A 23699-nucleotide genomic window follows, 5' to 3' on the forward strand; every position below is an offset into this window, starting at 1 on the left:
GCCGCTGAAGCGGCACCCACACATGATCAGGAATCGTCGTCGGGGCCGCCTTCGTTGGAATAGGCTTCTTCCGCAGCTTCGTCATCGGCGTCGCGTTTGGCCGGGGCGGCTTTGGGCAGCTTTTCCGTCGGCGTCTCGCTGCGGCTCTTGCGGAGGTCGTCGATGATTCGTTGGTTGATGCTCTGGAACGGGTTGCTCATCGTTGACCCCAAAAGGCGGTTCATCAATGCCGCGACGTTCGCGGCGGGAAGTTTTCCGGTTCACTGATCACCGAGTCGGGCGCGGCGACGGACTTGCGTCCCCTCAGCTGTTTTGCCGTGAGGGGCAGGCACTCGCCCTTCTCGTTGATCTCGCGTATCGCACAGGCCGCCGGGTGGGTAGCCGCGGCGACATCGTAAGCCTCGAGGATCGAGCGCCTTGCTTCGAGGTAGGACGGTCGATCCTTTGAAATCGTAGCCATGGCGCCATACTCCGCTCGACGCCAACAACGGCGCCCCCAAGCGCGAGGCTGCGCCCTGCGTCGTTACCCTGCCGTTAGCCTCGCGGGTACACCACGTGCACCTTGTGCTCACGCTGATCGTCCTCCAACGGAAGACTGTCGCCCTCGATGGAAGCACCGTCCAGAAGAATGCCCGACGATTCGCCGTCCCGTGCTGGCCGGAGATCGATCGCGTAGGTCGAGCCGCCGAACACGTAGCGCAGGCTGTAGCCCGCCCACGACGTCGGGACACAGGGACGGACACGCAGCCGGCCCTCCTCCAGGCTCAGCCCCAGCAGCGACTCGACCAGCAGGCGGTACATCCAGCCTGCGGACCCCGTGTACCAGCTCCAGCCGCCCCGACCTACGTGTGGCGCCACGGAATAAACGTCCGCCGCGAGTACGTAAGGCTCGATCTTGTAGCGCTGGATCGCGTCGGCATCTTTCGTATGGCTGGCCGGGTTGATCATCCTCGCCAGTTCCCACGCGCGGTCGTGGTTGCCCATGTGCGCGAAGGCCATCGCCGCCCAGACCGCCGCATGCGTGTATTGCCCACCGTTCTCGCGTACGCCCGGCACGTAGCCCTTGATGTAACCGGGATCCATCGCCGAGTGATCGAAGGGGGGGTCGAGCAGGCGAATCAGCCCGACATCGTCCTGCACGAGATGACTGCTCAGCGACGCCATGGCCTGCGTGCGGCGTTCGTCCGTGGCAACGTCCGAGAGCACCGACCAACTCTGCGCGATCGCATCGATGCGGCATTCGTCGTTGCTGGCCGAGCCCAGCGGCGTACCGTCGTCGAACCAGGCTCGGCGGTACCACTCGCCGTCCCAGGCATGCGCTTCCAGGGCAGCCGACAACTTGGTGACTTCCGCCGTACAGCGGTCCGCGAAAATTGCGTCGCCGCGTGAGCGTGCCGTCACCGAGAACTCGCGCAGCACGTGAACCAGGAAGAAGCCCAACCACACGCTCTCGCCCTTGCCGCCCTCGCCCACCTTGTTCATGCCGTCGTTCCAGTCCCCGCTACCCATCAGCGGCAGGCCGTTGCGCCCACGCGGCATGGAGTGCTCGATGGCGCGCACGCAGTGTTCGTAGAGACTGGCCCGAATGCCCGAGGGGCGCGGCAGGTCGTAATAGGACTCCTCACCGGGCCGCAGCGGCCGGCCTTCGAGATATTCGACCGACTCGTCGAGCACCGCCGCGTCCCTGCTGGCGTGCACGTAGCGGCTGGTGGCCAGTGGCAGCCAGAGGTAGTCGTCGGAACACGCCGTGCGAACGCCGCGCTCGATGGGCGGATGCCACCAGTGCAGCACATCGCCTTCGACGAACTGATGCGCTGCGCAGAGCAGCAACTGGGCGCGTGCCATGGCGGGCGCCGCGTGCTGCGTTGCCATGGAATCCTGTAACTGGTCGCGGAAGCCGATGGCTCCGCCCGACTGGTAATAGCCACTACGTGCGAACAGGCGGCTGGCGATCGTCTGGTAGAGCAGCCAGCCGTTCGCCATCGTGTCCATAGCAGGCTCCGGCGTCCTGGCCTGAACCACACCGAGCACCCCACGCCAGTGGGCACGCACGGCACTGAGTACCCTTCCGGCGGTGCCGTCCTGGCGGAAGCGCTGCACGAGGCCGCGCGCCTCGGCTTCATTGCCGCCCATGCCCAGCCGGATGACCACCTCCCTCGATTCACCCGGCTCGAGAAGGAAAGCGACACGGAGGACGCCGCAGGGATCCAGCCCGGCACCGATGCGGTTGTTCCAGGCCTGGCGGCGCATCCCCAGCGGTGAATCCATCCGTCCGTTACGGCCCAGGAACTCGGTCCGGTCACCGCCCACGGAGCGTTCGCGATCGCCCATGTCGAAGAAGGCGACGCGACCGGGAAAATCGCTGTTGTAGGCGTTGCGCGCAAACAGCGCGCCCGTGATCGGGTCGACATCGGTCACTACGTGCATCGAACTCTTTTCGCGGACATCGCCGAGCAGCCATTCGACGTATGCAGTAACCGACAAGCGGCGCGCGTCGGAACCGCGATTGGTTACCGTGACCACCTGGAACTTCACCGGCGCATCCAGCGCGACGAAGGTTTCCAGGCGCGAATGAAGCGTCTCCTCGTCATGCTCGAAGTGGCTGTACCCGAAGCCGTGGCGCGTCGTATAGCTTCCCTTGCCGCGCACGGGCAACGGTGTCGGCGACCAGAAACGGCCCGTCGCCTCGTCACGCAGGTACACGGCTTCGCCGCTGGCATCCTCGACAGGGTCGTTATGCCACGGCGTGATCCGGCAGCCGTGCGCGTTCTCGGCCCAGGTGTAGGCGCCGCCACTTTCGGATACCACGGTGCCGAACGACGGATTGGCAAGCACGTTGCACCAGGGGGCCGGTGTTTCGGCGCCTTCCTCGAGCTCGATGACGTACTCGCTGCCGTCGGCGGAGAACGCGCCCGTGGGCGGCTTGGCGGCGGCAAGTTCCGGACGTGGAAGACGGGGCCATGACGGTGGTTCCGCAGCGGCGGGACGCGACTCGAGACGATGCCGCTCCATCTGCTCGGCGAGCGAACCGAGGCTGTCGACGACCACGATGCGCGCGCTGGCTTCCATCACCAGGCGGTCCTCGTACGAAAGCGGCTGCGCGGCACGAATGAAGACGCCACCGGGCCGGTCGAGCAGGTTCGATTCCGTCCCCGAGGCAAGCAGTCCGGTCAGTGCGTCGTGCAGTGTCTGCCGATAGCCAGTGCTGTCTTCGTTCCAGATGACGAGGTCGACGGCCAGACCGCGCAGCCGCCAGTAAGCGGCCGCGCGCACGAGGTCGCGTGCCACATCGAGCCTTGCGATATCACCGATTCGTAGCAGCACGATCGGGAGGTCGCCCGATACCGCCTGCCCCCAGAGCCCCGATTGACCGCGTGCGTTCGCGGCGATGAGGGCCGGCTCCGCACGCAGGGCGAGGTTCGGATAGACCACCGAGGTCGCCATGTGTTCGTAGAGCTGCGCGTCGGCCAGCGTATTGTTGGCCTGGCGCAGGGAAACCTGGCTGTGCGTCCATGCCAGGTCGAATACGCGGTCGGACAGATGGCGATCCCGGTACTTTTCGATAAGGCGCAGGCAACTGTCGCGCGTATCCGCCACACCGGTCACGAAGTCGAGCGTCGCCGTCTGCTCGGGATCGAGCGTGATCCGGACGCGAATCGCCACGATGGGGTCGAGCACCGCACCTGCCGTGTCGGTCAGGCGTTCCATCCCGGCGTCGAGCGCCGCGGGCTGTGCCGTGCTGCGACCACGCCCGATGAACCGTGCGCGATCGGTCTCATAGGAAATCGCATCCACGTCCACGTCGTGCACGGCGACCAGATGACACATCCACGGCGGCTGCTCGTCCGCGGAACGCGGCCGGCGCGCGCAAAGCAGCGCTTGCATGGACGCCACGATTTCCGTGGTGACGAACAGCTTGCTGAAGGCCGGATGCGCCATGTCGCCGTTGGGATCGGTGAGGACCACCTCGGCATAACTGGTCAGCTCGATGGTGCGCCGCGTGCGTCCGCGATTGGTGACGCGCGTGCGGCGCAGTTCGATATCGTCTTCGGGCGAGACCACGATCTCCGTATGCGTCTCGAAACCGCGCTGCCGCACGCGGAACTCGGCCCGGGACTCCGAGAAGATCGCCTCGAACAGGTCCGTGCGCCGCGCGACGGGTTGGTAGGACGTGGTCCAGACATCACCCGAGTCCGGATCGCGGACGTAGCAGAACATGCCGTGGTTATCGCGCGTGATGTCTTCGCGCCAACGCGTGACCGCCATGGCGTCGCGGCGGCTGTAACCACCACCGGCACTGCTGACCATGACGTGATACCGCCCATTGGAAAGCAGCTGCACGGCGGGACGCGGACGGTCGGGATCGGTGAACAGGCGCAGGCGTGCCTCGGGCAGGGACGGTGCCTTGGCATCGTCGCCCAGCCCGGCGGTGTGCAGGTACTCCGTGGCGCTGCGAGGCACACGCTCCTGAAGGAGCAACGTGGTCGCCATGACATGCGGGTCCGATTCGAAACGCCGCACCATGGGCTGGCCGAGCAGCAGGTGATTGATCGACAGGAGCGACATGCCCTGATGGTGGGCCATGAACGATCGCACGACGACGGCCTCCTGCCCCGGAGGCAGGCGCGACGGCGTGTAATCGACCGCTTCGTACAGACCGAAACGACCGGCCACACCCGCATCGGTGAGACGTCGCAGGTTGCTGGTGGCTGCCGCAGGCGCGACCATCAGCGCAAGCACGCTGGCGTACGGTGCGACGACGAGGTCGTCACCCAGGCCACGTTTGAGACCCAGGCCGGGCACGCCGAAGGCACGGTACTGGTAGGTCAGATGCGCGTCCACGGCGTTGTAACCGGATTCGGACACGCCCCAGGGCAGGCTGCGCTGCTTGCCATATTCGATCTGCCTGGCGACGGCCGCACGACAGGTCTGGTCGAGCAGGCTGCCTTCATACGTCGGCATCACCAGCATCGGCATCAGGTATTCGAACATCGACCCGGTCCACGAAAGCAGCACCGGCGAGCCACCCGTCGTTGTCAGCAGGCGCCCGAGTGAGAACCAGCTCTCCTGGGGAATCTGGCCCTGGGCGATGGCGACAAAGGTAGTCAACCGTGCCTCGGAGGCCAGGAGGTCGTAGAACGACTGATCGAGCACGCGCCGATCGATGTCATAGCCGATCGACATCAGGTGCCGGTTGTCGTCGTACAGGAAGGCGTGGTCCATGATGGCCAGTTCGCCCGCCAGCGCGGCGATATTGCTTAGCGCCTCGATGCGCGCGATCGCGGCGGCACGCTGCGCCGCGTCTGCCGTGGCTTCGCTCGCCCGCTCCAGCAAGGTCGGGATGCCGACGACATGCCCTTCCCCACCGTGCCACTGTTCCGCCTCGGCCGTCAGGTCGTCGCATTGCGCCTTCAGTCGCGAAAGCCAGAAGGCCGCCTCGTCCGAAGGCTCGCGCGCCAGTGCAGGCATCATCATGCGCAAGCGGTCGGCCTGGGTGCAAGCGAACGCAGACACTGCATCCATCGAGCGGGGCGGCGAGGCCACAGCGGTGAGCAGTTCGTCCGACCACGCGAGCAGGTCCGGCCGTTCGGTATCGTCCACATGTTGAACGAGGACGCCGAGCGTGTCGCGCAGGCCTTCGATCGACACGGCACGAAACACCGGTTCGTTCGATAACGCAAGCAGGCCCCGCTGGAGAGTCAGCAGGTGACCTGCAAGGTTGCCGCTGTCCACGCTGGACACGTACAGAGGACGCAGGGGCGTGAGTGTTTCCGTGTCATACCAGTTGTAGAAGTGACCCCGGTAACGCTCGAGCGAATGCATGGTGGCGAGCGTGGCCGCCGTGCGGCTGATGACACCACCCAGGCCGAGGAAACCGAAGTCGAAGGCGGCGAGGCTCGCGAGCAGCCCCAGGCCCATGTTGGTTGGCGACGTGCGTCGGGCCACCCGGATGTCGGGTGTCATCTGCACGTTGTCCGGCGCCAGCCAGTGATCGTCGTGTCCGACGTGGGCCTCGAAAAACGCCCAGGTGCGGCGAGCCAGCAGGCGAAGGAACGTCCGGTCCGATGCGCTGGGCACGTAGACATGGCTTACGTCGGGACGACTCACCCACCAGGCGAACACGGGCGAGAAGAACCAGAGCAGGAGCACCGGTGCGGCAATGGTGAGGACCATGGGTCGATCGACGACGAGCAGGACGGAAAGCACGACCGCGACGGCGGGGCCAGCCCACATGGCGCGCCACGGGATTTTATGCGCGCCTCTTCCGCTGCGTTCCACCTCGCTCGACGAACGCCATTGCAGCAGGTGACGGTGACTGATCACGATGCGCCACAGCGAGCGGACGATGGCGTCGATGCTTACCCACGCCTCGTGAGGCAACCACGCCATCGAGAACACCAGGCGCAGGCCGTGCTGGCCCGTCGCGACCAGCGAGGCGCGGGCGTGCTGTCGCCAGGCGATGTCGCGGGGCTTGCGCGCCGCTTCCATCAAGGCCTGCAGGAGTACCGGCACGAAGGCCATCGACAAGACGCCGAGCGTCCAGCTCAGTACCGGCGCGATCCACAACCAGCCCGCCACGAGCAGGGCCAGTGCCGCCGGGGCGCCCGCGCTTCGGCGCAGGTTATCGAAGATTTTCCAACGCGACAGATGACTGAGATCGTTGCGCCGCCATCCGTCACGGGTGGGTACCGTGGGCATGAGCCACGGCAACAACTGCCAGTCGCCGCGCATCCAGCGATGACGACGAATGCTGTCGTCGACATAGCGTTCGGGATTCTCCTCGAAGACCAGCACGTCGCTGAGCAGGGCCGTACGCGCAAAGCAGCCCTCGATCAGGTCGTGGCTGAGTACGCGCTCGTCGCGGAGGCGTCCGGCCAGTGCGTGTTCAAAGGCATCCACGTCGTAGATGCCCTTGCCGATGAACGAACCTTCGTGAAAGAGGTCCTGGTACACGTCCGAGACGGCACGGGTGTACGGGTCGATACCTGCATCAGCGCCGTACAGGCGCGCATAGGACGACCGTGCCTGCGCCGGCAGGCCGATGCCCACGCGCGGCTGCATGATGCCGTAACCGGCCACCACCACGCCCCGTGCTTCGTCGAACACCGGGCGGTTCAGCGGATGATCCATCGCAGCGATCAACAGGTGCGCCGTATCGCGTGGCAGCTGCGTATCGGTATCCAGGGTGATGACGTAGCGCACCGGTGGCAGGCTTTCGATCCGCCCGACGATCAACAGAAAGCGATCCGCGCCCTCGCCACGGAGCAAGCCGTTCATGGCCGCGAGCTTGCCGCGCTTGCGATCGGCTCCGATCCAGCGTTGTTCCGTTTCGCTCCACTCGCGTGGTCGGTGGAAGAGATAGAAGCGGTCGACGGCCGGCGAGGGATACCTGGTATTGAGCGCATCGACGCGCGCCCTGGCGCGCTCGAGGATGGCAGCGTCACCCGGCATCGATGCCGCGTCCGCATCCATGAAATCGGTCAGCAAGGCGAAATGCAGCACCTCGTCGCGATTGGCGAGGAAACGCACTTCGAGCGCTTCGGCCACATCGTCGACATCGTCGGGACTGCCGAGCAGGGTCGGCACGGCCACCATGCTACGCGCCTGCGGGGGAATGCCCTTGGCGTAATCCATGCGCGGCAGGTGGTCGGGCGTGGTAACCAGGATCGCAGCCAGATTGAGCAGGCTCAGGGTGAGCTGACTGGCGACGATGAGGGCACCGAAGGCCAGCGCGGCCGCGATCCAACCCGACCCCGGCGGCAAGGCTGCACTTTCGACAAGGCCGGTGGTGAGGCCTGCCAGTAAAAGGAGAAAGGCCGTTAGCGAAAAAGCGAAAGGTGCCCGGTCGAACACGCGCCGGCACCGCGACGCGAACGATTGCCGCGTGCGCAGGCGACGCTCGAGGGCGGGCAGCCCCGCACCGACCAGGTGATAACCCACATGGGTCACCGCGCCATCCCGGGGCTCGCCCGGATCGGGGCAGCTCGCTGCGAGAGCGGCGCGGGCCGTGGCCACTTCGCCGATACGACCCGCTCGCGCCAGGCGTTCCACAGCGTGCCGGTAACGGTCACGACTGGCGAAATCCATGGCCGCGTAAATGCCCGCCGGGTCCTCGCGCAGGCAGGCCTCGACCAGGCTGGCGTGTTCGACGAAGTCGCGCCAGTCGACGGTCACCAGCGCACGAAGGCTGCCGATGCTATTGCCGACCGACACCTGGTGCGCGGCCTGCTGCTGCGACTCCATCTGCACGAGGTAGTCGATGCTGCGGCCGGACTCGGCCAGGCGCTGTTCGATCCAGCCCAGCGGCATCGCGAGCGCCGGCCCCTGCCCTTGCAGACGGCGAACGAGCTCCGCGACGAAAGGCGCACTCATCACCGGTGAGGAGCGCGCCATATCGGCGACGACCAGCACCACGTTCTTCGGGTCCTCCGCGGCCATGCGGGTCATGGCATCGGCCCAGCGCGTCGCGCGTCGGCGCCTGGCCTTGTCGAGCATCACGCGTGCGGCAATACGCCGGAGGTTCTCGATCAGCGCCAGTCGCAGCATAATCGGAATCGCCCACAGTTCGCCCAGTTTGAGCGGCACCACCGACTGGTAGGTCTGCAGGAAACGCGCGAGGCCTGCCGCATCGATACGGCCGTCGCCATGCGAGATGACCTCCAGCGCGATGTCGTAGACACGCGGCAATCCGCGCGACGGCCCCTCCTCCAGCTGCACCAGTTCACGGCTGTAGCCCTTGGGGAAATCCTTGTTGGCGATGCGGATGTGTTCTTCAATCAGGTAAAGGTTGTCGAGCAACCATTCCCCCGCTGGCGTGGTGCCCGAACCGCGCCGTGCCGCCGCCATCAGCGCTTTGCAGACCTCCAGGATGACCCGTTCGTTATCGGCCAGCCGGGGTAACAACCATTCCGCGGAGCGCCGCGTCGCCACTTCATGGCGTCTGGCGAGCACCAGCCCGTGGGCTTCCATCTGGTCGGCGTTGAAAAGTTCCGCCCGCAGTGCGGGCTCACGCTCCGGACTTGGAGCGTCATGAGGACTTGCGCGCCTGAACAGCTCTATATCCTGCCCCTTGGGGGTGGTGGGATTCGTTTCATGGATCAGCGCGGCGTGGCCCCGAAAGGCCGCCGAGCCAGTCTACGCTCTCCCGGCCGCCCTAGCGCGCCGTGCGGAAGGTCAGGTTGAGGCGGTCCATGCCCGTCAGCGGGTGTTCCGAGGCTTTCAACGGCAGCACGCCGTGGTAATTCATGCGCGACGGACCACCCCAGACGACCACGTCGCCGTGAACCAGTGGGATATTCAGCGGTTTGACGCCTTTACCCTGTCCACCGAACTGGAACATGGCAGGCACGCCCAAGGACACGGACACGATGGGCTCGGAATCGCGCCGCTCGTTACGATCCTGATGCATGGTGAGGCGCGAGCCGGTGACATAGCGGTTCACCAGGCAGGCGTCCGGCACGAAGCCTTCGAAGCCAGCCTCCGCCGCCGCTTCCGCCGCCAGCCGCATGAACTGCGCCGGCATGACCGGCCACGGCTGGCCTGTCGCCGGGTCGATCGCGTCATAGCGGTAGCCGCGGCGATCGCTCACCCAGCCCACCTTGCCGCAATTGGTCATTGCCACGCTCATGGTGTGGCCACCAGGGGTCACCAGGTGCCGGAACGGCGAGACGGTAGCGATGGCGCCGATGAGCTCGACCAGGCGCGCACCGTCGTCCCGTGCGAACGCGCGCAGCACCACGGCGCCCGGGCCCAGAGGCTCGTTGCGTCGCTCGGTGGCGGGAAAATCGGCGAAAAGATCCGCAGTCATGTCCCTATTATCCCCGTTGCACACCCTTTAGGGTCCAGTTGCGCGAGAATCGGGTATCACCTGCCTGAGCTCTTTTCGATGTCGCAGCCTGCCCCACCGTCCGACCCGGAAGTCGATCCCACCCTGCAGCACAGCGGGCTGGATTTTCCGGTCGTGGGCATCGGCGCCTCGGCCGGTGGCCTGGCAGCCCTGGCCCGATTCCTCGAAGCCATGCCTGCCGAGCCGGGCATGGCTATCGTCATCGTGATGCACCTGTCGCCGCGGCACGACAGCATCGTTGATCGCATCCTGCAGCGCTCCACGAGCATGCCCGTTACCCAGGTGACCGCGACGCTGCCGTTGCAGAAGAACCACGTTTATGTGATCTCGCCACGGCACGCGCTTTCGATGAACGACGGCTACCTGCGCCTGCTCGACATGGAGCGTCCGCGCGGCAGGCATGTGTCCATCGACTTCTTTTTCCGAACGCTTGCCGAAGTGCATCGCGAAAAGGCCTTCGCCGTGATCCTCTCGGGAACCGGATCGGACGGTTCGGTGGGCATCGCGCGTATCCACGAGCGCGGCGGCATCACACTGGTGCAGCAGCCCGAGGATGCCGAGTACGACCAGATGCCGCGCGCCGCCATCGCCACCGGCGCCGTCGACGTCATCCTTCCCGTGGCCGAGCTTCCCGAGCGCATCGTCGCCATGGCCCGTGATGCGTCGAGGATCGTTTTTCCCGCCGGCGCAGCGCTCGACGACACTTCCGATGCGGGCGAAGAAGCGGCGGAGGCTGGTTCTCGCGAACACGAGGACGCCCTGCGCGACATCATGCTCATCCTCCGCGCGAAGACCGGTCACGATTTTCGGGCGTACAAGCGCGCCACCGTGCTCCGTCGCATCGAGCGGCGCATGCAGGTCAACGGCCTGCAGACCCTCGAGAGTTACCGGGATTTCCTCCACGAGCACGCGCATGAGCGGCCGGCCCTGTTGAAGGACATGCTGATCAGCGTCACCAATTTCTTCCGCGACCGCGAAGCCTTCGACGCGTTGGAACTCGAGGTGATTCCGCGTCTTTTCGAGCAGACCTCCGACGACACGCGCATCCGCGCATGGAGCGCCGGCTGCGCCACGGGCGAGGAAGCCTATTCGCTCGCGATGCTCCTGGCCGAAGCCGCCACACCGAACGCGGTGTCCGTGCAGGTGTTCGCCACGGACATCGACGAAGACGCGATTGCCCATGCCCGCCATGGCTTCTACTCGTCCGCCGTGACCGCCGACGTTTCGGCTAGCCGGGTGGCCCGCTTCCTCATTCGTGAGGATGACGGCTATCGCGTGCACAAGGCCTTGCGCGAGAAAGTATTGTTCGCCCGGCACAATGTGTTGCAGGATCCGCCGTTCTCGAAGCTCGACCTGATCGTCTGCCGCAACCTGCTGATCTACCTCAATCGCGACGTGCAGTCCCGCGCGCTGGAGATGTTCCACTTCGCGCTGCGGCCCGGTGGGTATCTGTTCCTTGGAAGCTCGGAGTCAGCCGAAGTCGTATCGAAGTACTTCACCCCCGTGGACAAGAAGAACCGGATTTATCGTGCCAACGCGGTCGGCCGTACCGGGATTTACCTGCACTCGCCCACGCGCCTTCCGTCCACCGTACTCACCACGGGCGTGACGGCTGCCGCCACGGCTGCGCAGGATCGGCGGGAGTATTCATTGAGCGAGATCCATCGCAAGGCGGTCGAAGACCGCTTGCCACCCAGCATCCTGGTCGACCGCGACGGCCATGTCGCGCACATGTCCCAGAGCGCCGGCGTCTATCTGCGACTCACCGGCGGTGCGCCGTCGTACCAGCTGACCGCGCTGATCGTCCCCGAGCTGCGCCTCGAGCTGCGCACGTCGTTATTCCAGGCCAGCCAGGACGGCACCTCGGTACGTTCGCGGGCGGTGGACCTGGAGCGGCGTGGCCACATGCTCTCGGTCAGCATCGAGGTGCGCCCCATTCGTGACCAGGAACAGGTCGGTGGCTTCCAGCTCGTGGTCTTCCACGAGGGTGAGGCGCGCAGCGCCGCCCAGGCGACGGAATCGGACAACGAACAGACGCCGATCCTGCTTCAGTTGGAAGAGGAACTGAGGCGTGCGAAGGAGCAGCTACAGGCCACCGTCGAAGAGTCGGAATCCTCCACTGAGGAACTCAAGGCGTCGAACGAGGAACTGCAATCGATCAACGAAGAGCTGCGTTCGGCGACCGAAGAGCTGGAGACCAGCAAGGAAGAGCTCCAGTCGATCAACGAGGAACTCATCACCGTCAACCACGAGCTCAAGCTCAAGGTCGAGGAAACCGCCAAGGTCAACGACGACCTGAGCAACCTGGTCGCCTCCACGGACATCGCCACCGTATTCGTCGACCGCGACATGTGCATCAAGCGCTTCACGCCGCGCGCCGCCGATGTATTCCGGTTGATCCCCGCCGATGTCGGCAGATCCCTGCTGGACCTCAACCACAGCCTGGACTATCCCGACCTTGCTGCCGACGCCTCCCTGGCGTTCCAGGCGCTGCGCACGATCGAACGTGAAGTGGGCAGCCAGGACGGTCGCTGGTACATCTCCCGCATCCTTCCCTATCGCACCGCCGAGGATCGCATTGAAGGCGCCGTGATGACCTTCATCGACGTCACGCGGCGCCGGGCAGCCGAAGAAGCGGCTCGAAACAGCGAAGAGCGCATGCGACTGGTTGCCGACAGCGCCGTCGACTACGCCATCATCACCACCGACCCCGACGGCATCATCACCTCGTGGAGCAAGGGTGCGGAGCGCATGTTCCGGTACTCGGACAGCGACGCCATCGGCCGTCATGCCAACCTCATCTTCACCTCCGAGGACCGCGCGCAAGGTGCGTTCCAGGACGAAATGGAACAGGCACGCACGCAAGGCCGCGCGACGGACGACCGTTGGCACCTGCGCGCCGACGGCGAGCGCATTTTCTGCAGCGGCATTACCACGCCGCTGAACCAGGGTGGCTTTCACGGCTATGCCAAGATCGCACGTGACATCACCCAGGAGAAGCGCCGCGAGCGCGAGCGCGAGGAGCTCCTCCGCGCGGAGAAAGCCTCGCGCGAGGCGGCGCAAAGCGCCGTTCTCATGAAAGACGAATTTCTCGCGGTGATGTCGCACGAACTGAAACACCCGCTCAACCTGATCCTGATGAACGCGGAGCTCATTGCCCGCTCGGCAACGGTCGCCGACGATGCCGCCACACTACGTTCGGCTGACGCGATCCGTAAGACGGTGGAAGGACAGGCCCGGATCATCGACGACCTGCTCGACCTCTCGCGGCTCACGACGGGGAAGCTCGCCCTCAATATCTCCGAGGTCAACGTATCCGACAGCTTGCGGCGTGTGGCCGATGGCATGCGCGAGGAGCTCGCCGCGCGCTCGGTGACGCTCAGCCTCGCGCTACCGGACGCCGATGTGACGATGACGGCTGACGGCATACGCATCGAACAGATCGTCTGGAACCTGCTCGGCAACGCCCTGAAGTTCACCCGCGCGACCGGGCACATCTGGGCCACCTTGAGCAGCACCGGCAAGCACATAAGGCTGGAAGTGACCGACGACGGCATCGGCATATCGCCCTCGCTGGTTGGCCGCGTGTTCGACATGTTCGAGCGCGGCGCCAGCCTGAAGAATCGCACCACCGGCGGCCTCGGCATCGGCCTCGCCCTGGTCAGGCAACTGGCCGACCTGCACGGTGGCGAGGTGTCCGCCAGCTCGCCGGGGCCCGATCAGGGCGCATCCTTCGTCGTGGTCCTTCCGGTCAGGTCGGTTCGCCAGAACGAAGCTGCCTTGATGCTAGCGTCCCGTTGGACGCCGCAGCTGCCAGGGCGCCGCATCGTCATCGTCGACGATGCGCAGGAACTGCTTGAGCCCTTCGCCGAGCTGCTACGCATGGAGGGTGCCACAGTCGCCACGGCCAATACGGGTGTCATGGCCCTTTCGATCCTTGCCTCCGGCGATCACGACATCCTTCTATCGGACATCGGCATGCCCGACATGGACGGTCACGAACTCATCGAACGGGTGCGCGCCGACCCGGTGAACCGGGGCATCCTGGCGGTCGCCCTGACCGGCTTCGGCCGACCGCAGGACGAAAGACGGGCAATGAAGGCGGGCTTCGACGCCCACATCAGCAAGCCCATATCGATGCACGTGCTGCTGGCGGCACTCGAGCGGCTGCACAAGTCGCGTCAGGGATAAGGTCGTTTACGGTCGACGTGTCTCACTCACCGATGAACTTGCCCAATAATCGCTTGAGTTCCTCGAACTCCGTACGGCTGAACGACCTGAGGCGGGCGTTGAGCACAGGCGGAACGACATCCGGAATGCCGTCGGCCACCCGGCTACCCGCGCGGGTCAGGGTCAGGTTGACCACCCGGCGGTCCTTGTCGTCACGCGAGCGCTCGAGCAAGCCCTTCTCCTCGAGCTTGTCCAGCATCCGCGTCATCAGCCCGGTATCGATACCAAGCAGTTTCGACAGTTCGAAGGGCGTGCTCGCCGTGCCCTTGCTCAGCAGGACGATGATGCCCATCTGCTGGCTGCTGATGTCCAGGTCTTTCAGTGCGGCGTCCACCTCCGACGCCAGCAGGTTCCGCGCCCTCGCCAACAGGAAGCCGATGCTCCGGGTATGCACGAAGTTCTTGCGCGTGTAGTGGTCCATGGCCGGATTATGGACCATCCATCAATGGCCCGCCGCCGCAGCCGCCGCTCCGCCGCTACCCCTGGTCGATCGGGCAACCCAGATCAGCGGGATGATCACGATGAATGTCACGCCGGACAGCCAGAAGATGTCGTTGAGCCCGAGCATGGTGGCCTGCGCCGTGAGACCTCGCTCGAAGAACGCCACCGCACCGTTCGTATCCACATGCAGCGTGTCGCGTAACGACGCAATCGACTCGAGGAAACCCGGATCATAGGCGGTCGCCCGCTCGGTCAGCTGCGAATGGTGAAGGATGGTCCGGTCGCTCCAGCCTGTCGTGATCAGCGAGGTGCCGACGGCGCCGGCGAAAACGCGCACGAAGTTTGAAAGGCCAGCCGCGGACGGCACCTGGTCCGGACGCAATCCGGAAAGAATGATGGCGGTGAGCGGCACGAAGAACAGCGCGGTCGGAATGCCTTGCAACAGCGTCGGCAGCACGAGGGTCAGCCGATCGACGTCGGTGTCGTACTGCGCGCGCATGAAAAATACGACGGCGAAGCCGATGAAGGCCAGCGTCGCCAGCACGCGCGCATCCGTCTTACCCATGATCCGTCCCATCGCCGGTGCAAGGATGATGGCAAAGATGCCCAGGGGGGCGGTCACCAGCCCGGCATCCACCGAGCGATACCCGAGAAAGCCCTGGATCCACTGCGGCAGGACGACGAGGTTGGCGAAGAAAACGCCGTACGCTACTGAAATCGCTATGGTTCCACCGAGGAAGTTACGGCCGGCGAACAGGCGAAGGTTGACGATGGGACGCTCCTCGGTCAGTTCCCAGATGACGAAGAAGAGGAAGCTGATCAAGGCGAAGATGCCCAGCGCGCAGATCAGCGGCGAGCTGAACCAGTCCAGGTCCTTGCCCTTGTCCAGCATGATCTGTAACGACGCCACCCAGGCGATCAGCGAAACCAGTCCCATGACGTCGATCGGAACGCGTTTGGTCGGCGTTTCCCGATCACGGTAGATCGTCCACACCACGCCGGCGGCGAACAGGCCCACCGGAATGTTGATGTAGAAGATCCACGACCAGCTGTAGCTGTCCGTGATCCATCCGCCGAGGGCCGGCCCGGCGATCGGGCCGACGGTCGCCGTCATCGCCCAGAGTGAGAGCGCCGAATGCCCCTTTTCTTTCGGGAACGTATTCAGAAGCAACGCCTGGGACAACGGCACCAGAGGACCGGCCGCTACGCCCTGGAGGACACGCGCTGCCAGCAGGACGGGGAGCGTCGGTGCGATACCGCACAGCCAGGACGAAAACGTGAACGCGAGGATGGCGAAAACGAACAGCTTCACCTGCCCCACCCGCTGGGTGAGCCAGCCGGTCAGCGGGATGGACACGGCATTCGCAGCGGCGAACAGGGTGATGACCCACGTGCCCTCGTCCACCGAGACGCCGAGGTTGCCGGATAACGTGGGAATGGCCACGTTGGCGATCGAGGAATCGAGCACGTTCATGAACGTGGCAAGGGCAACCGCAATGGCACCCAGGGCAAAACGCGCGCCGGTAAGCGGCGCGGGAACACTCTCTGCGGATGACGACGACATGGGGCGTCCGGCTTCGATATATCTGACATTGCAGACATGTAGTTAAAAAGAAGGCCGCGATCGGTTATCCGCAAGAACCTGCGGATAGCTGGCGGTCCGTCCGGCAGCCGCACGGCACGTCGCAGCTTGCTGACAGCGACTATATCTGACTTTGCAGTTATATACAAGGCATCGGCCGTCCGGATTAAGTAGATCTACTCATGCCTTACGAGCAACCAGTGTCTAACGTGCATACGACATCCGCTCATCTGCCATGGAGCTCACCATGTCCGACTGGAACCGTACCCGCCGAGCCCTCGCCGTTCTGCTTCCTGCGGGCATCCTCGGCGCATCCACCATCCTTGGTTCGGCACAGGCAACCACCCTTCCCCCCTCGCGTGTCGCCCCGGACCCCGCGCATGTCACGCTCAACGTGGCTGACCGGCTCGCCGCCATCCGCGAGAGCATCGCCGCGGAAACCTCCGGGACGACGACGCCCCGTGGAACGGCTTACCCGTTGTTGGCCTGGATGAACTTCGGCGGTTTCGGGTGGCGCAATGGCGGCTGGAGAAACGGCGGCTGGAGAAACTGGGGCAACGGTTGGCATAACTGGGGTAATGGCTGGCACAACTGGGGCAACGGCGGTTGGCACAACTTCTGGCACAACTGGTGAGCCGCGGTGGATATCCCGCCGTGCATCGACACCGTGGTGCTTCAGCCCACACCCTTCTGCAATATCGCCTGCCGCTATTGCTACCTGCCCAGCCGTAGCGACACCTCGAAGATGTCGCTGGACACGGTGCGCGCCGTGTTCTCCGCGGTGTTCGCCTCGGGCTGGTCCCACCCCTGGCTTACAGTGATCTGGCACGCCGGCGAGCCGCTGGTGATGCCCGTTGCGTACTACGAGGAAGCGTTCTCCCTCATCGCATCCCTGTGTCCGCCCGGGATCGAAGTGCGCCATGCCATCCAGACCAACGGCATGTTGATCGACGCGGCCTGGTGCGCGCTCTTCCGTCGCTGGGAGGTCGGCGTCGGCGTGAGCATCGACGGACCACGCGAGATCCACGATGCCAACCGGGTTACGCGACAGGGTCGCGGCACCTATGACAAAACCGTCGCTGGCATCCGCTGCCTGATCGACGAAGGCATCCCGTTCCACGTGATTTCCGTGCTGTCGGCGCGAGGCCTTCGGGCACCGGACGAGATGCTCGCGTTCTACAGGGATGCCGGCATCACCGACGTGTGCTTCAACGTCGAGGAATCCGAGGGGGATCACGTTTCCGAGCTGTTCTCCGAAGAGGACGCCGCGGCACGCTTCCGCACCTTCCTCAGCACCTTCTGGCGGAAATCGCGGGAGAGTGCCGGCATTCGTTTCCTGCGCGAGATCGACAGCATGCTCACGCGTATCCTGAGGCCGGACGAGGCAGCCGGCGAAAACTCGCAGGTACAGCCGTTCGGCATGGTCAACGTCGACTGCCACGGCAACGTATCGAGTTTCTCCCCCGAGCTGCTGGGGCTGAAAAACGCCGACTACGGCGACTTCATCGTCGGCAACATCCACACCGATTCGCTCGAGTCCATGCGTCAGAGCGACGCCATGCGTGCCATGCACCGCGACATCGCCGCCGGCGTGGCCGCATGCAAGGCCGAATGCGCTTATTTCGCCGTGTGCGGTGGCGGTTCGCCGATCAACAAGCTGACGGAGAACGGCAGTTTCGCCACCACCCGGACCTCGTTCTGCGACCTGGTTCAGAAAGTACCCACGGACGTGATCCTCGAAGCGCTGGACCGGCTCGAGACAGTCCTCGACGACGACATGCTGGTGAGGAGTGCGTCATGAATGCAAAGAGTCAACTCGTTTTCGTAGTTGCCGCGGGCTGCCTGTGGCTTGCACCGCACGCCCTGGCCATCGGCCAGAGCGCCCCGGGTGCGACGGCGCAGCAGGCCCCTGCCCCGTCCTCGGCGGAACCGGCCAGCGAGCAGGAAGCGGGCGACGATGCGATCAAACCGCTGTTCAAGGTCAGCAGCGTCGAACTGATACGCAGTACCCACGCGCCCGAGCTCGACATCGTTCGCGTACGGGGCCTGAGCAGCACGGAGAACTGGAGCGATCCACAACTCGTCGCCATCTCCCGAGGGCCCTCGGCCGACGGCATGCTCGACCTGCTGTTTGTCGCCCGCGCGCCGGACGATGCCTCCAGCGCCACGAAATTCGGCCCGATGGAGGCCATCTTCGTGATCGAGCCCGGACACCCCTACAAGGGCATCCGCGTGCGCAGCGCCACGAACACGGTGAAGCTCAGCCAGCTCCCCGGCTATGCGGAAGCGCAGGGGCGCGAGGTGGATTGTTCGAACTGCGTCGGCAAGACCTTTGTGCCCAAGGGCGGCTCCGCCGGAGGCAAGGATGCGGTGCGCGAAGAGGACCTGCCGGCAAGCACGCGCGTGCTGCGCGAGAATGATGGTATTCGCAAGCTGGACACGGATCCGAACAGGTTGACGCTTATTCTGGGGCCGAACGATCGCATCGTGGAAGCGTTCTGGGATTGACCCGTTGAGAGCATCGCCGATGAATCGGCTCCTACCCTGGCTGTGGCGACCTGCTGGGTAGGAGCCGATTCATCGGCGATAGCTTTCACCTCAGTGCGGCGTATTAGTCATGTAATGGTCGTACTCATATTGATTGAGGTTATGGTCGTGGTCGAGGTCGGCATCGTCGAAGTGTGACTTCAGACCGGCCAGGGCGGGGTATTTCGTCTCATCGAGCTTGTCGATGTCGTCCCGGCTCAGCATCTTCTTCCCATGCGCGATCTTGGCGAACGGCGGGTAGGTCGGACTGCCATCGGCCATGACTGCCTGGGTGAACATGCCGGCGGCAGCGACGGCTGCGGCGAGCAACAGGGTGCGCGTGTGTTTCATGGAACCTCCGTGCTTGGCGTGGGTAAGCACCGCGTGGCCTTAGGTGCCCGAGCCATGCAGTGTCGCGACGACGCGCTTGACCACATCCTCTTCGGGCAGCTTGCGCCCGTAGTGATCGAGGTAAGCGCCGTTTGAACCGACGAGGAAGAGCATCGTCGAGTGGTCCATCAGGTAGCCGCCATCGACGGGCACCTTCTTGAAGTAGACGTGGTACTCATCGGTGATCGCATCGATCTGGGCGGTCGTGCCGGTCAGGCCGACCACGTCCTTGCCGAAAGCATGCACATAGGCCTGCAGCCGGGTCGGCGTATCCCGTTCGGGGTCGATCGTGACGAACACAGGCGTGACCGTCGTCCCACTGGCCTGGCGCACCTCGCCCGCGATCTTCACGATCTTCGCGAGGTCCACCGGACACACGTCCGGGCAGGAGGTGTATCCGAAATAGAGAAGCAGTGGCCGTCCCGCAAACGATGCCTGCGTCACGGCATGGCCATCCTGATCGGTCAGCTGGAACGGACCACCGACGGCGGGGCTCGCCGCGTGGCCCACCGAGGCGGCCAGGCACAAGGTGGCGAGCAGGATACAGAGGCGGCGCATCAGAAGGATCCGTTGAGCGTGATCGACACACCCAGCAGGTTTGAGGTCTGCCCGCCCTGGCGCGACCTGCCGCCGGACAATGCCAGGTCGACCAGACCGGTGACGTGGTAGACCATGCTGGCTTCGGTGAGGTACTCGTTGGTACGCGGTCCGCCACTCGGGGAAATCTGCTTGTTCGTGTGCGTGAGGCCATAGGCGAAGCGACCGGCGTCGAACGTGAGCGACGTGGTCAGGTATTCGGTGTCGAAACCGGGCGTGCCGTTCTCGTTATGCACTTTCACGTATTCGACGAAGGGCACGAGGTCCAGGTAGCGACCGGCCAGCGTCGGGCCGAGGTCGGTCGTGGCCACGAAGGGAATCATGTAACGCACGGAAGCCACGCGCAGTTGCTCGTTCGCCGCCGTAGGCGACGCAGCGGAGATATCGCCCTTGTGGTTGGTCATGTAACCCACCTGCACTTCCAGGAATGGAATGGCCGCAGGCGCACGCCAGTTAACGACGGCGGCGGCGTTGTTGGGCTTGCCCGTGTTGGTCGCGCCGCCATCGGAACGACGCGCCTGTTGCGACGGGCGCAGGAAGGAACGGCTAAGCACCGAGGTATCGGCGGCGTAGACGCTCAGGCTCGGCGCGATGGTGCCCCAGTTGTCCGTATAAAAGCGGTATTCGTATGTGCCGCCGTCCATCCCTCCCAGCGCGTACGGTGCGACGAAATCAGAGGTATATAGTCCCGGTGCGGCGTCCTGTGCGCGTCCGAACGGCACATCGAACTTGCCCAACCGGAACGACGAGACATAGCCCTGGTGATACCAGTTCACGTCGGTGACGTTGAGGCCGGTGCCGCCGAGCCAGCGACGCTCGCCGGGGCGCGTGTCGGTCACCGGACTGACCTCGGTGCCTACCCAGATCTCGTCGATCGTGGTCAGGCGGAAGTGCACCGCCGTGGTGATGTCGAAGTAACCGTTGGTGGTGACGGTATGCGGCTGGTTTGGCACGCGCAAGCTGTTGAAGTCGTACTGGATGGCCGTGCTGTAGTCCATGCCCAGGCTGGGGTAGCGGCCGTTGCTTGCCTGCACCGGTCCCGCAAGCGCGAGTGCCAGCCCCATGCCGACGTACGCCGCACGCCGCTTCATGGCCTGCCCCCAGGCGTTGGCCCTAGCGGTCGGCTCGCATCCGAGGGAGGCGTGAGCGGATTGCCACCGGTGTTCCGCAGGTACGTGCACATCTGGTTGTCGCCGTAGATGCCGCCCAGTGGCTCGAGTTTCACCGCCTCCTCGTACTCCGCGGGACGCACCACCTGGATCACCTGCATCATGCCGCCGTCTTCGTGCTCCATGATGTGGCAGTGATAGACGAACTTGCCGAGGATGACCGGGTCCGTGAAGGGAATGAGCACCGTGGTCGAACCCAGCGCCGGAATGAACACGTTGTCGCGATAGCCGATGAAGTCGACATCCTTGCCGTTGATCTTGGTCACCTGGAAATCCAGCTGGTGGATGTGGAACTGGTGGAGTTCCTGGCTCGGGTTGACCAGGGTCCATTCTTCGACATCGCCCAGCTTGACCGTGGTGTCGACGCGGCCGATGTCGAACTGCCGCCCGTTGATGAAGAAGGCATTCGGATCGGAGTCGGAATCCTGGAAGACAAAGCGGCGGCGATTGGCTGGCGTCACCTTGCGCAGGTCGGCGATAGATGGATACGGACTGGTGATCGACACCGTCTTCATGGGCTCGCCCGACGAGACGAGCGTGCCCAACAACGCGCCGGCATACGTGTCGCCCGCAGGACCGGTATTCGCCGAGCCCAGTTTGAGCGGATAGGAACCGGGTGCGGGGCCGGTCACCAGGATGCTCACGCGCGCTGACGGGCCGATCAGCATCTCATCGACGCCGACCGGCTTGACCACGGTGTCGGCGTCCTGCGAGAGCAGCTGCATGTGCACGCCGTCGATGCGGATGCGGAAATACTGGTTCGCCGCAATGTTGAACAGGTGCCAGAGTTGCGTTTCGCCCGGATGGATGCGGATGGTCGGCTGGAACTGTCCGTTGATCGTACGGATCGAAGGCGCGCCGGTAACGATCTCGCTGGCGAGCGATCCCGTGAATGTCTTCTGGAAGTTGCGCAGCACCAACGCGCGCTCGCGCACGTCCTTCAGTTCGCGGAACTGGTCCTTGAGGCCATCGACCAGGATCGGACCGGCAAGGCCACCGGACACCTGGTGCTCGGCACCATCGTGGAAATGGCTGTGGTACCAGTACGGTCCTGGCGAATGGTCGTCGGGCAGGCGCAGCACGTACCTGCCCACTTCGTGCGGACCGGTGGTACGGAAGATGCTGTCACCGTCGTCCAGGGGTGACACCTGCATGCCGTGGAAATGCAGGTTGGTCATCTCGTCCATGCGATTGTCGAGCGTGAGCCTGATCGTTCCGCCGGGACGCGTGCGGATGAGCGGCGCGTCGTAGTCCTCGTTGAACACCAGCGAGGTGTAAGGCGTGTTGCCGACGAGGATCTTCGACTTCGCAGCAACCAGGGTGACCGTGGTCACCCCGTTCGCGTCGTAGGTGAACTCACGTGGCGGGCGCAGGTCGTCGGAGGGCGGGTCGGCCAGGGCCGCGCCCGCAAGGCACGCCAGGAAGGCAAGGGCTATCGCGCGCACGGGCCTGCGTCCCGTCATGGGTTCAGTGCCGCTCGTTTTCGTTGGCGACATCCGCCGCGAGGCGCAACTCGTCGTTCGCTTGCTCGAGCAGGCGCTTGGCATTCGCCGCGTGTCCACCCAGGCGCGAGTCGTTCATTTCCTGCGCTTCGCTCACCAGATGCCATGCCTGGACGATGTTCTCCTGGGCCTGGCGCAGGTTGCCGTGCCGGTTGCCTATGTCCACCATCGGACCCTGCTGGGCCTGCGTGGCACAACCGAACACGAGCGCGGCACCGACGGCGGCGCCCAGCAGAATAGACTTCTTCATCGTGCAACTCCCCATGACCGGACAGATGCCGACGCACCGCGCGCCGACTCCCCTTTCCGCTCATGGTCTCGTTCCGGGCGAAAAGGGTCTTTCGAATATGCATGGCCGTTTTCCGATTCGAACGGCGCAGGCGGGTGGCCATCCGGTCGGAACAGTCCATTCGTCCTAAGTAAATTTTCGGCTCTCCGCGTGACCCGGCAGGCGTACCGTTTATCTGTCCCTTGGGGATCCGACGCGGAGGACGGCAACGTGCGCCTGGACGAGACCTCATACGCGCTCGCGCGCGACCTCACCGCCACCACGGCCATCCACCTCGAAACCCTCTGGCATGTCCCGCCGGTCCTCGCCCGGACGCCACCAGGCGTCGTGGCGACCCGCTGGCTCGACCGGCAGGGCTCGGGCACCCGGACCGCCATCACCCCGACCGATCGCTATGTGGTGCGCGTCTTCCTGAGCGCGACGTCCATGCGACTGCTTGCGGACGGCAAAACCGTCGTGAACGGGCCGGTCACGGCGGGGAGTGTGCACGTCGCCCTGCCGGGTCAGGCGTTGGCGATGTGCGCGGACGGACCTGGCGACAGTCTCCAGTGGTACCTGCCGGTGTCATTCGTCCGCGAGGCAGCCAGGGACATGGACTGCATCGCCGTGCTCGACGGCTCATCCTTCGGTGGCATGTATCGCGACAGCGCGATCGAGCGACTGGCGCTCGCGCTGCTTGCCGCCAATGCGGGATCGTGTATGCCCGGAACGGCGGGGCATTTCGCGACAGCGGTCCTCAGCCGCCTCTTCCAGCTCGCCAGCGCAGCCACTATCGACGGGCTCGACCCGGGGAAGCTGGCGATACCACGGTGGCGCATGCAGCGTGTGGACGCGTATATAGACCGGCACCTGGGCGATCGGATCAGTCTGGCCGCGGTTGCCGCCGCCGCGGGCCTATCACCCATGCATTTCGCCGCCCGCTTCCGCCTGGCCACCGGGCAGCGTCCGCATCACTACATCCTGCGCGCGCGAATCGAGTACGCGAAGGCGCTGCTTGCATCGTCGGAACGGTCCGTCGTCGAAGTGGCCGGCGACACCGGCTTCCGCACCCAGGCGCATTTCACCACCATCTTCAAACGCTTCACCGGCGCCACCCCGTGCGCCTGGCGACGCGAACGCTCTTGAA

Annotated in this window: 16 protein-coding genes; 5 read left to right on the forward strand and 11 right to left on the reverse strand. The window is 64.9% G+C overall.

The window, feature by feature from the left end; genetic code table 11:
• Positions 1–26: 26 nt before the first annotated feature.
• The 4 genes from HB634_RS03825 to alkB form a co-directional block, all read right to left on the reverse strand.
• On the reverse strand, positions 27–200 hold the full coding sequence (locus HB634_RS03825; protein ID WP_157503875.1) for a hypothetical protein: 174 nt from the start codon (positions 198–200) through the stop codon (positions 27–29).
• A gap of 23 nt (positions 201–223) precedes the next feature.
• On the reverse strand, positions 224–460 hold the full coding sequence (locus tag HB634_RS03830) for a hypothetical protein (protein WP_063570947.1): 237 nt from the start codon (positions 458–460) through the stop codon (positions 224–226).
• A gap of 74 nt (positions 461–534) precedes the next feature.
• Positions 535–8952 carry a glucoamylase family protein gene (locus tag HB634_RS03835; protein WP_345777455.1) on the reverse strand — a complete coding sequence of 2806 codons (8418 nt, stop codon included), beginning with the start codon at positions 8950–8952 and terminating at the stop codon, positions 535–537.
• A 202-nt stretch (positions 8953–9154) separates the two neighbouring features.
• Positions 9155–9808: a DNA oxidative demethylase AlkB gene (gene alkB / locus HB634_RS03840; protein ID WP_063571931.1), complete on the reverse strand. Its 654-nt coding sequence runs from the start codon at positions 9806–9808 to the stop codon at positions 9155–9157.
• Between the two features lie 78 nt (positions 9809–9886).
• On the opposite strand from alkB, the gene HB634_RS03845 reads away from it, so the two are divergent.
• Positions 9887–14038 carry a CheR family methyltransferase gene (locus HB634_RS03845; RefSeq protein WP_213947611.1) on the forward strand — a complete coding sequence of 1384 codons (4152 nt, stop codon included), beginning with the start codon at positions 9887–9889 and terminating at the stop codon, positions 14036–14038.
• 22 nt (positions 14039–14060) lie between these two features.
• Here HB634_RS03845 and HB634_RS03850 read toward each other — a convergent pair whose 3' ends face one another.
• Positions 14061–14516, reverse strand: a complete 456-nt coding sequence (locus tag HB634_RS03850) for a MarR family transcriptional regulator (protein WP_231873913.1) — start codon at positions 14514–14516, stop codon at positions 14061–14063.
• Positions 14517–14519: 3 nt separating this feature from the next.
• Entirely contained in the window at positions 14520–16082 is a 1563-nt protein-coding gene (locus HB634_RS03855; RefSeq protein ID WP_213947612.1) for a DHA2 family efflux MFS transporter permease subunit, read from the reverse strand.
• A gap of 265 nt (positions 16083–16347) precedes the next feature.
• Between HB634_RS03855 and grrA the strand changes: the two genes are divergently transcribed.
• From grrA to HB634_RS03870, 3 genes are read left to right on the forward strand one after another with little or no spacing between them, the layout of a single operon-like run.
• A complete protein-coding gene (gene grrA, locus HB634_RS03860) occupies positions 16348–16734 on the forward strand; it encodes a GrrA/OscA1 family cyclophane-containing rSAM-modified RiPP (RefSeq protein WP_063571934.1) in 387 nt (128 codons plus the stop codon).
• 6 nt (positions 16735–16740) lie between these two features.
• Entirely contained in the window at positions 16741–17901 is a 1161-nt protein-coding gene (grrM, locus tag HB634_RS03865; protein ID WP_213947613.1) for a cyclophane-forming radical SAM/SPASM peptide maturase GrrM/OscB, read from the forward strand.
• The gene (locus HB634_RS03870) at positions 17898–18608 is read left to right on the forward strand and encodes a hypothetical protein (protein WP_213947614.1); all 711 of its coding nucleotides are present in this window, start codon (positions 17898–17900) and stop codon (positions 18606–18608) included. Before grrM ends, HB634_RS03870 begins: the two co-directional genes overlap by 4 nt.
• Before the next feature lie 90 nt (positions 18609–18698).
• Here HB634_RS03870 and HB634_RS03875 read toward each other — a convergent pair whose 3' ends face one another.
• Genes HB634_RS03875 through HB634_RS03895 form a run of 5 tightly spaced genes read right to left on the reverse strand, consistent with a single transcriptional unit; the run spans position 18699 to position 22534 of the window.
• On the reverse strand, positions 18699–18977 hold the full coding sequence (locus HB634_RS03875; protein ID WP_063572251.1) for a hypothetical protein: 279 nt from the start codon (positions 18975–18977) through the stop codon (positions 18699–18701).
• Between the two features lie 39 nt (positions 18978–19016).
• Complete coding sequence (locus tag HB634_RS03880; protein WP_213947615.1) at positions 19017–19574, reverse strand: SCO family protein; 558 nt, start codon at positions 19572–19574, stop codon at positions 19017–19019.
• Positions 19574–20704, reverse strand: coding sequence for a hypothetical protein (locus HB634_RS03885; protein ID WP_213947616.1), 1131 nt, complete (start codon positions 20702–20704; stop codon positions 19574–19576). The genes HB634_RS03880 and HB634_RS03885 overlap by 1 nt, the downstream gene beginning before the upstream one ends.
• Positions 20701–22245 carry a multicopper oxidase domain-containing protein gene (locus HB634_RS03890; protein ID WP_255548332.1) on the reverse strand — a complete coding sequence of 515 codons (1545 nt, stop codon included), beginning with the start codon at positions 22243–22245 and terminating at the stop codon, positions 20701–20703. Before HB634_RS03890 ends, HB634_RS03885 begins: the two co-directional genes overlap by 4 nt.
• Positions 22246–22249: 4 nt before the next feature.
• Positions 22250–22534 (reverse strand): hypothetical protein, encoded by a 285-nt coding sequence (locus HB634_RS03895; protein ID WP_063572255.1) that lies wholly within the window; start codon positions 22532–22534, stop codon positions 22250–22252.
• A 249-nt stretch (positions 22535–22783) separates the two neighbouring features.
• Here HB634_RS03895 and HB634_RS03900 point away from each other — a divergent pair, with 249 nt between their 5' ends.
• Positions 22784–23698: an AraC family transcriptional regulator gene (locus tag HB634_RS03900; protein WP_063572256.1), complete on the forward strand. Its 915-nt coding sequence runs from the start codon at positions 22784–22786 to the stop codon at positions 23696–23698.
• The last annotated feature ends 1 nt before the right edge of the window (position 23699 follow it).

It is taken from the genome of Luteibacter sp. dw_328, from assembly GCF_018449605.1.
Classification (GTDB): Bacteria; Pseudomonadota; Gammaproteobacteria; order Xanthomonadales; family Rhodanobacteraceae; genus Luteibacter.

Coding starts and splice junctions, on each gene's coding strand:
- HB634_RS03825 (WP_157503875.1), bottom strand. CDS start 200: ATGAGCAACCCGTTCCAGAGCATCAACCAACGAATCATCGACGACCTC.
- HB634_RS03830 (WP_063570947.1), bottom strand. CDS start 460: ATGGCTACGATTTCAAAGGATCGACCGTCCTACCTCGAAGCAAGGCGC.
- alkB (WP_063571931.1), bottom strand. CDS start 9,808: ATGACTGCGGATCTTTTCGCCGATTTTCCCGCCACCGAGCGACGCAAC.
- HB634_RS03845 (WP_213947611.1), top strand. CDS start 9,887: ATGTCGCAGCCTGCCCCACCGTCCGACCCGGAAGTCGATCCCACCCTG.
- HB634_RS03850 (WP_231873913.1), bottom strand. CDS start 14,516: ATGGTCCATAATCCGGCCATGGACCACTACACGCGCAAGAACTTCGTG.
- HB634_RS03855 (WP_213947612.1), bottom strand. CDS start 16,082: ATGTCGTCGTCATCCGCAGAGAGTGTTCCCGCGCCGCTTACCGGCGCG.
- grrA (WP_063571934.1), top strand. CDS start 16,348: ATGTCCGACTGGAACCGTACCCGCCGAGCCCTCGCCGTTCTGCTTCCT.
- HB634_RS03870 (WP_213947614.1), top strand. CDS start 17,898: ATGAATGCAAAGAGTCAACTCGTTTTCGTAGTTGCCGCGGGCTGCCTG.
- HB634_RS03875 (WP_063572251.1), bottom strand. CDS start 18,977: ATGAAACACACGCGCACCCTGTTGCTCGCCGCAGCCGTCGCTGCCGCC.
- HB634_RS03880 (WP_213947615.1), bottom strand. CDS start 19,574: ATGCGCCGCCTCTGTATCCTGCTCGCCACCTTGTGCCTGGCCGCCTCG.
- HB634_RS03885 (WP_213947616.1), bottom strand. CDS start 20,704: ATGAAGCGGCGTGCGGCGTACGTCGGCATGGGGCTGGCACTCGCGCTT.
- HB634_RS03890 (WP_255548332.1), bottom strand. CDS start 22,245: ATGACGGGACGCAGGCCCGTGCGCGCGATAGCCCTTGCCTTCCTGGCG.
- HB634_RS03895 (WP_063572255.1), bottom strand. CDS start 22,534: ATGAAGAAGTCTATTCTGCTGGGCGCCGCCGTCGGTGCCGCGCTCGTG.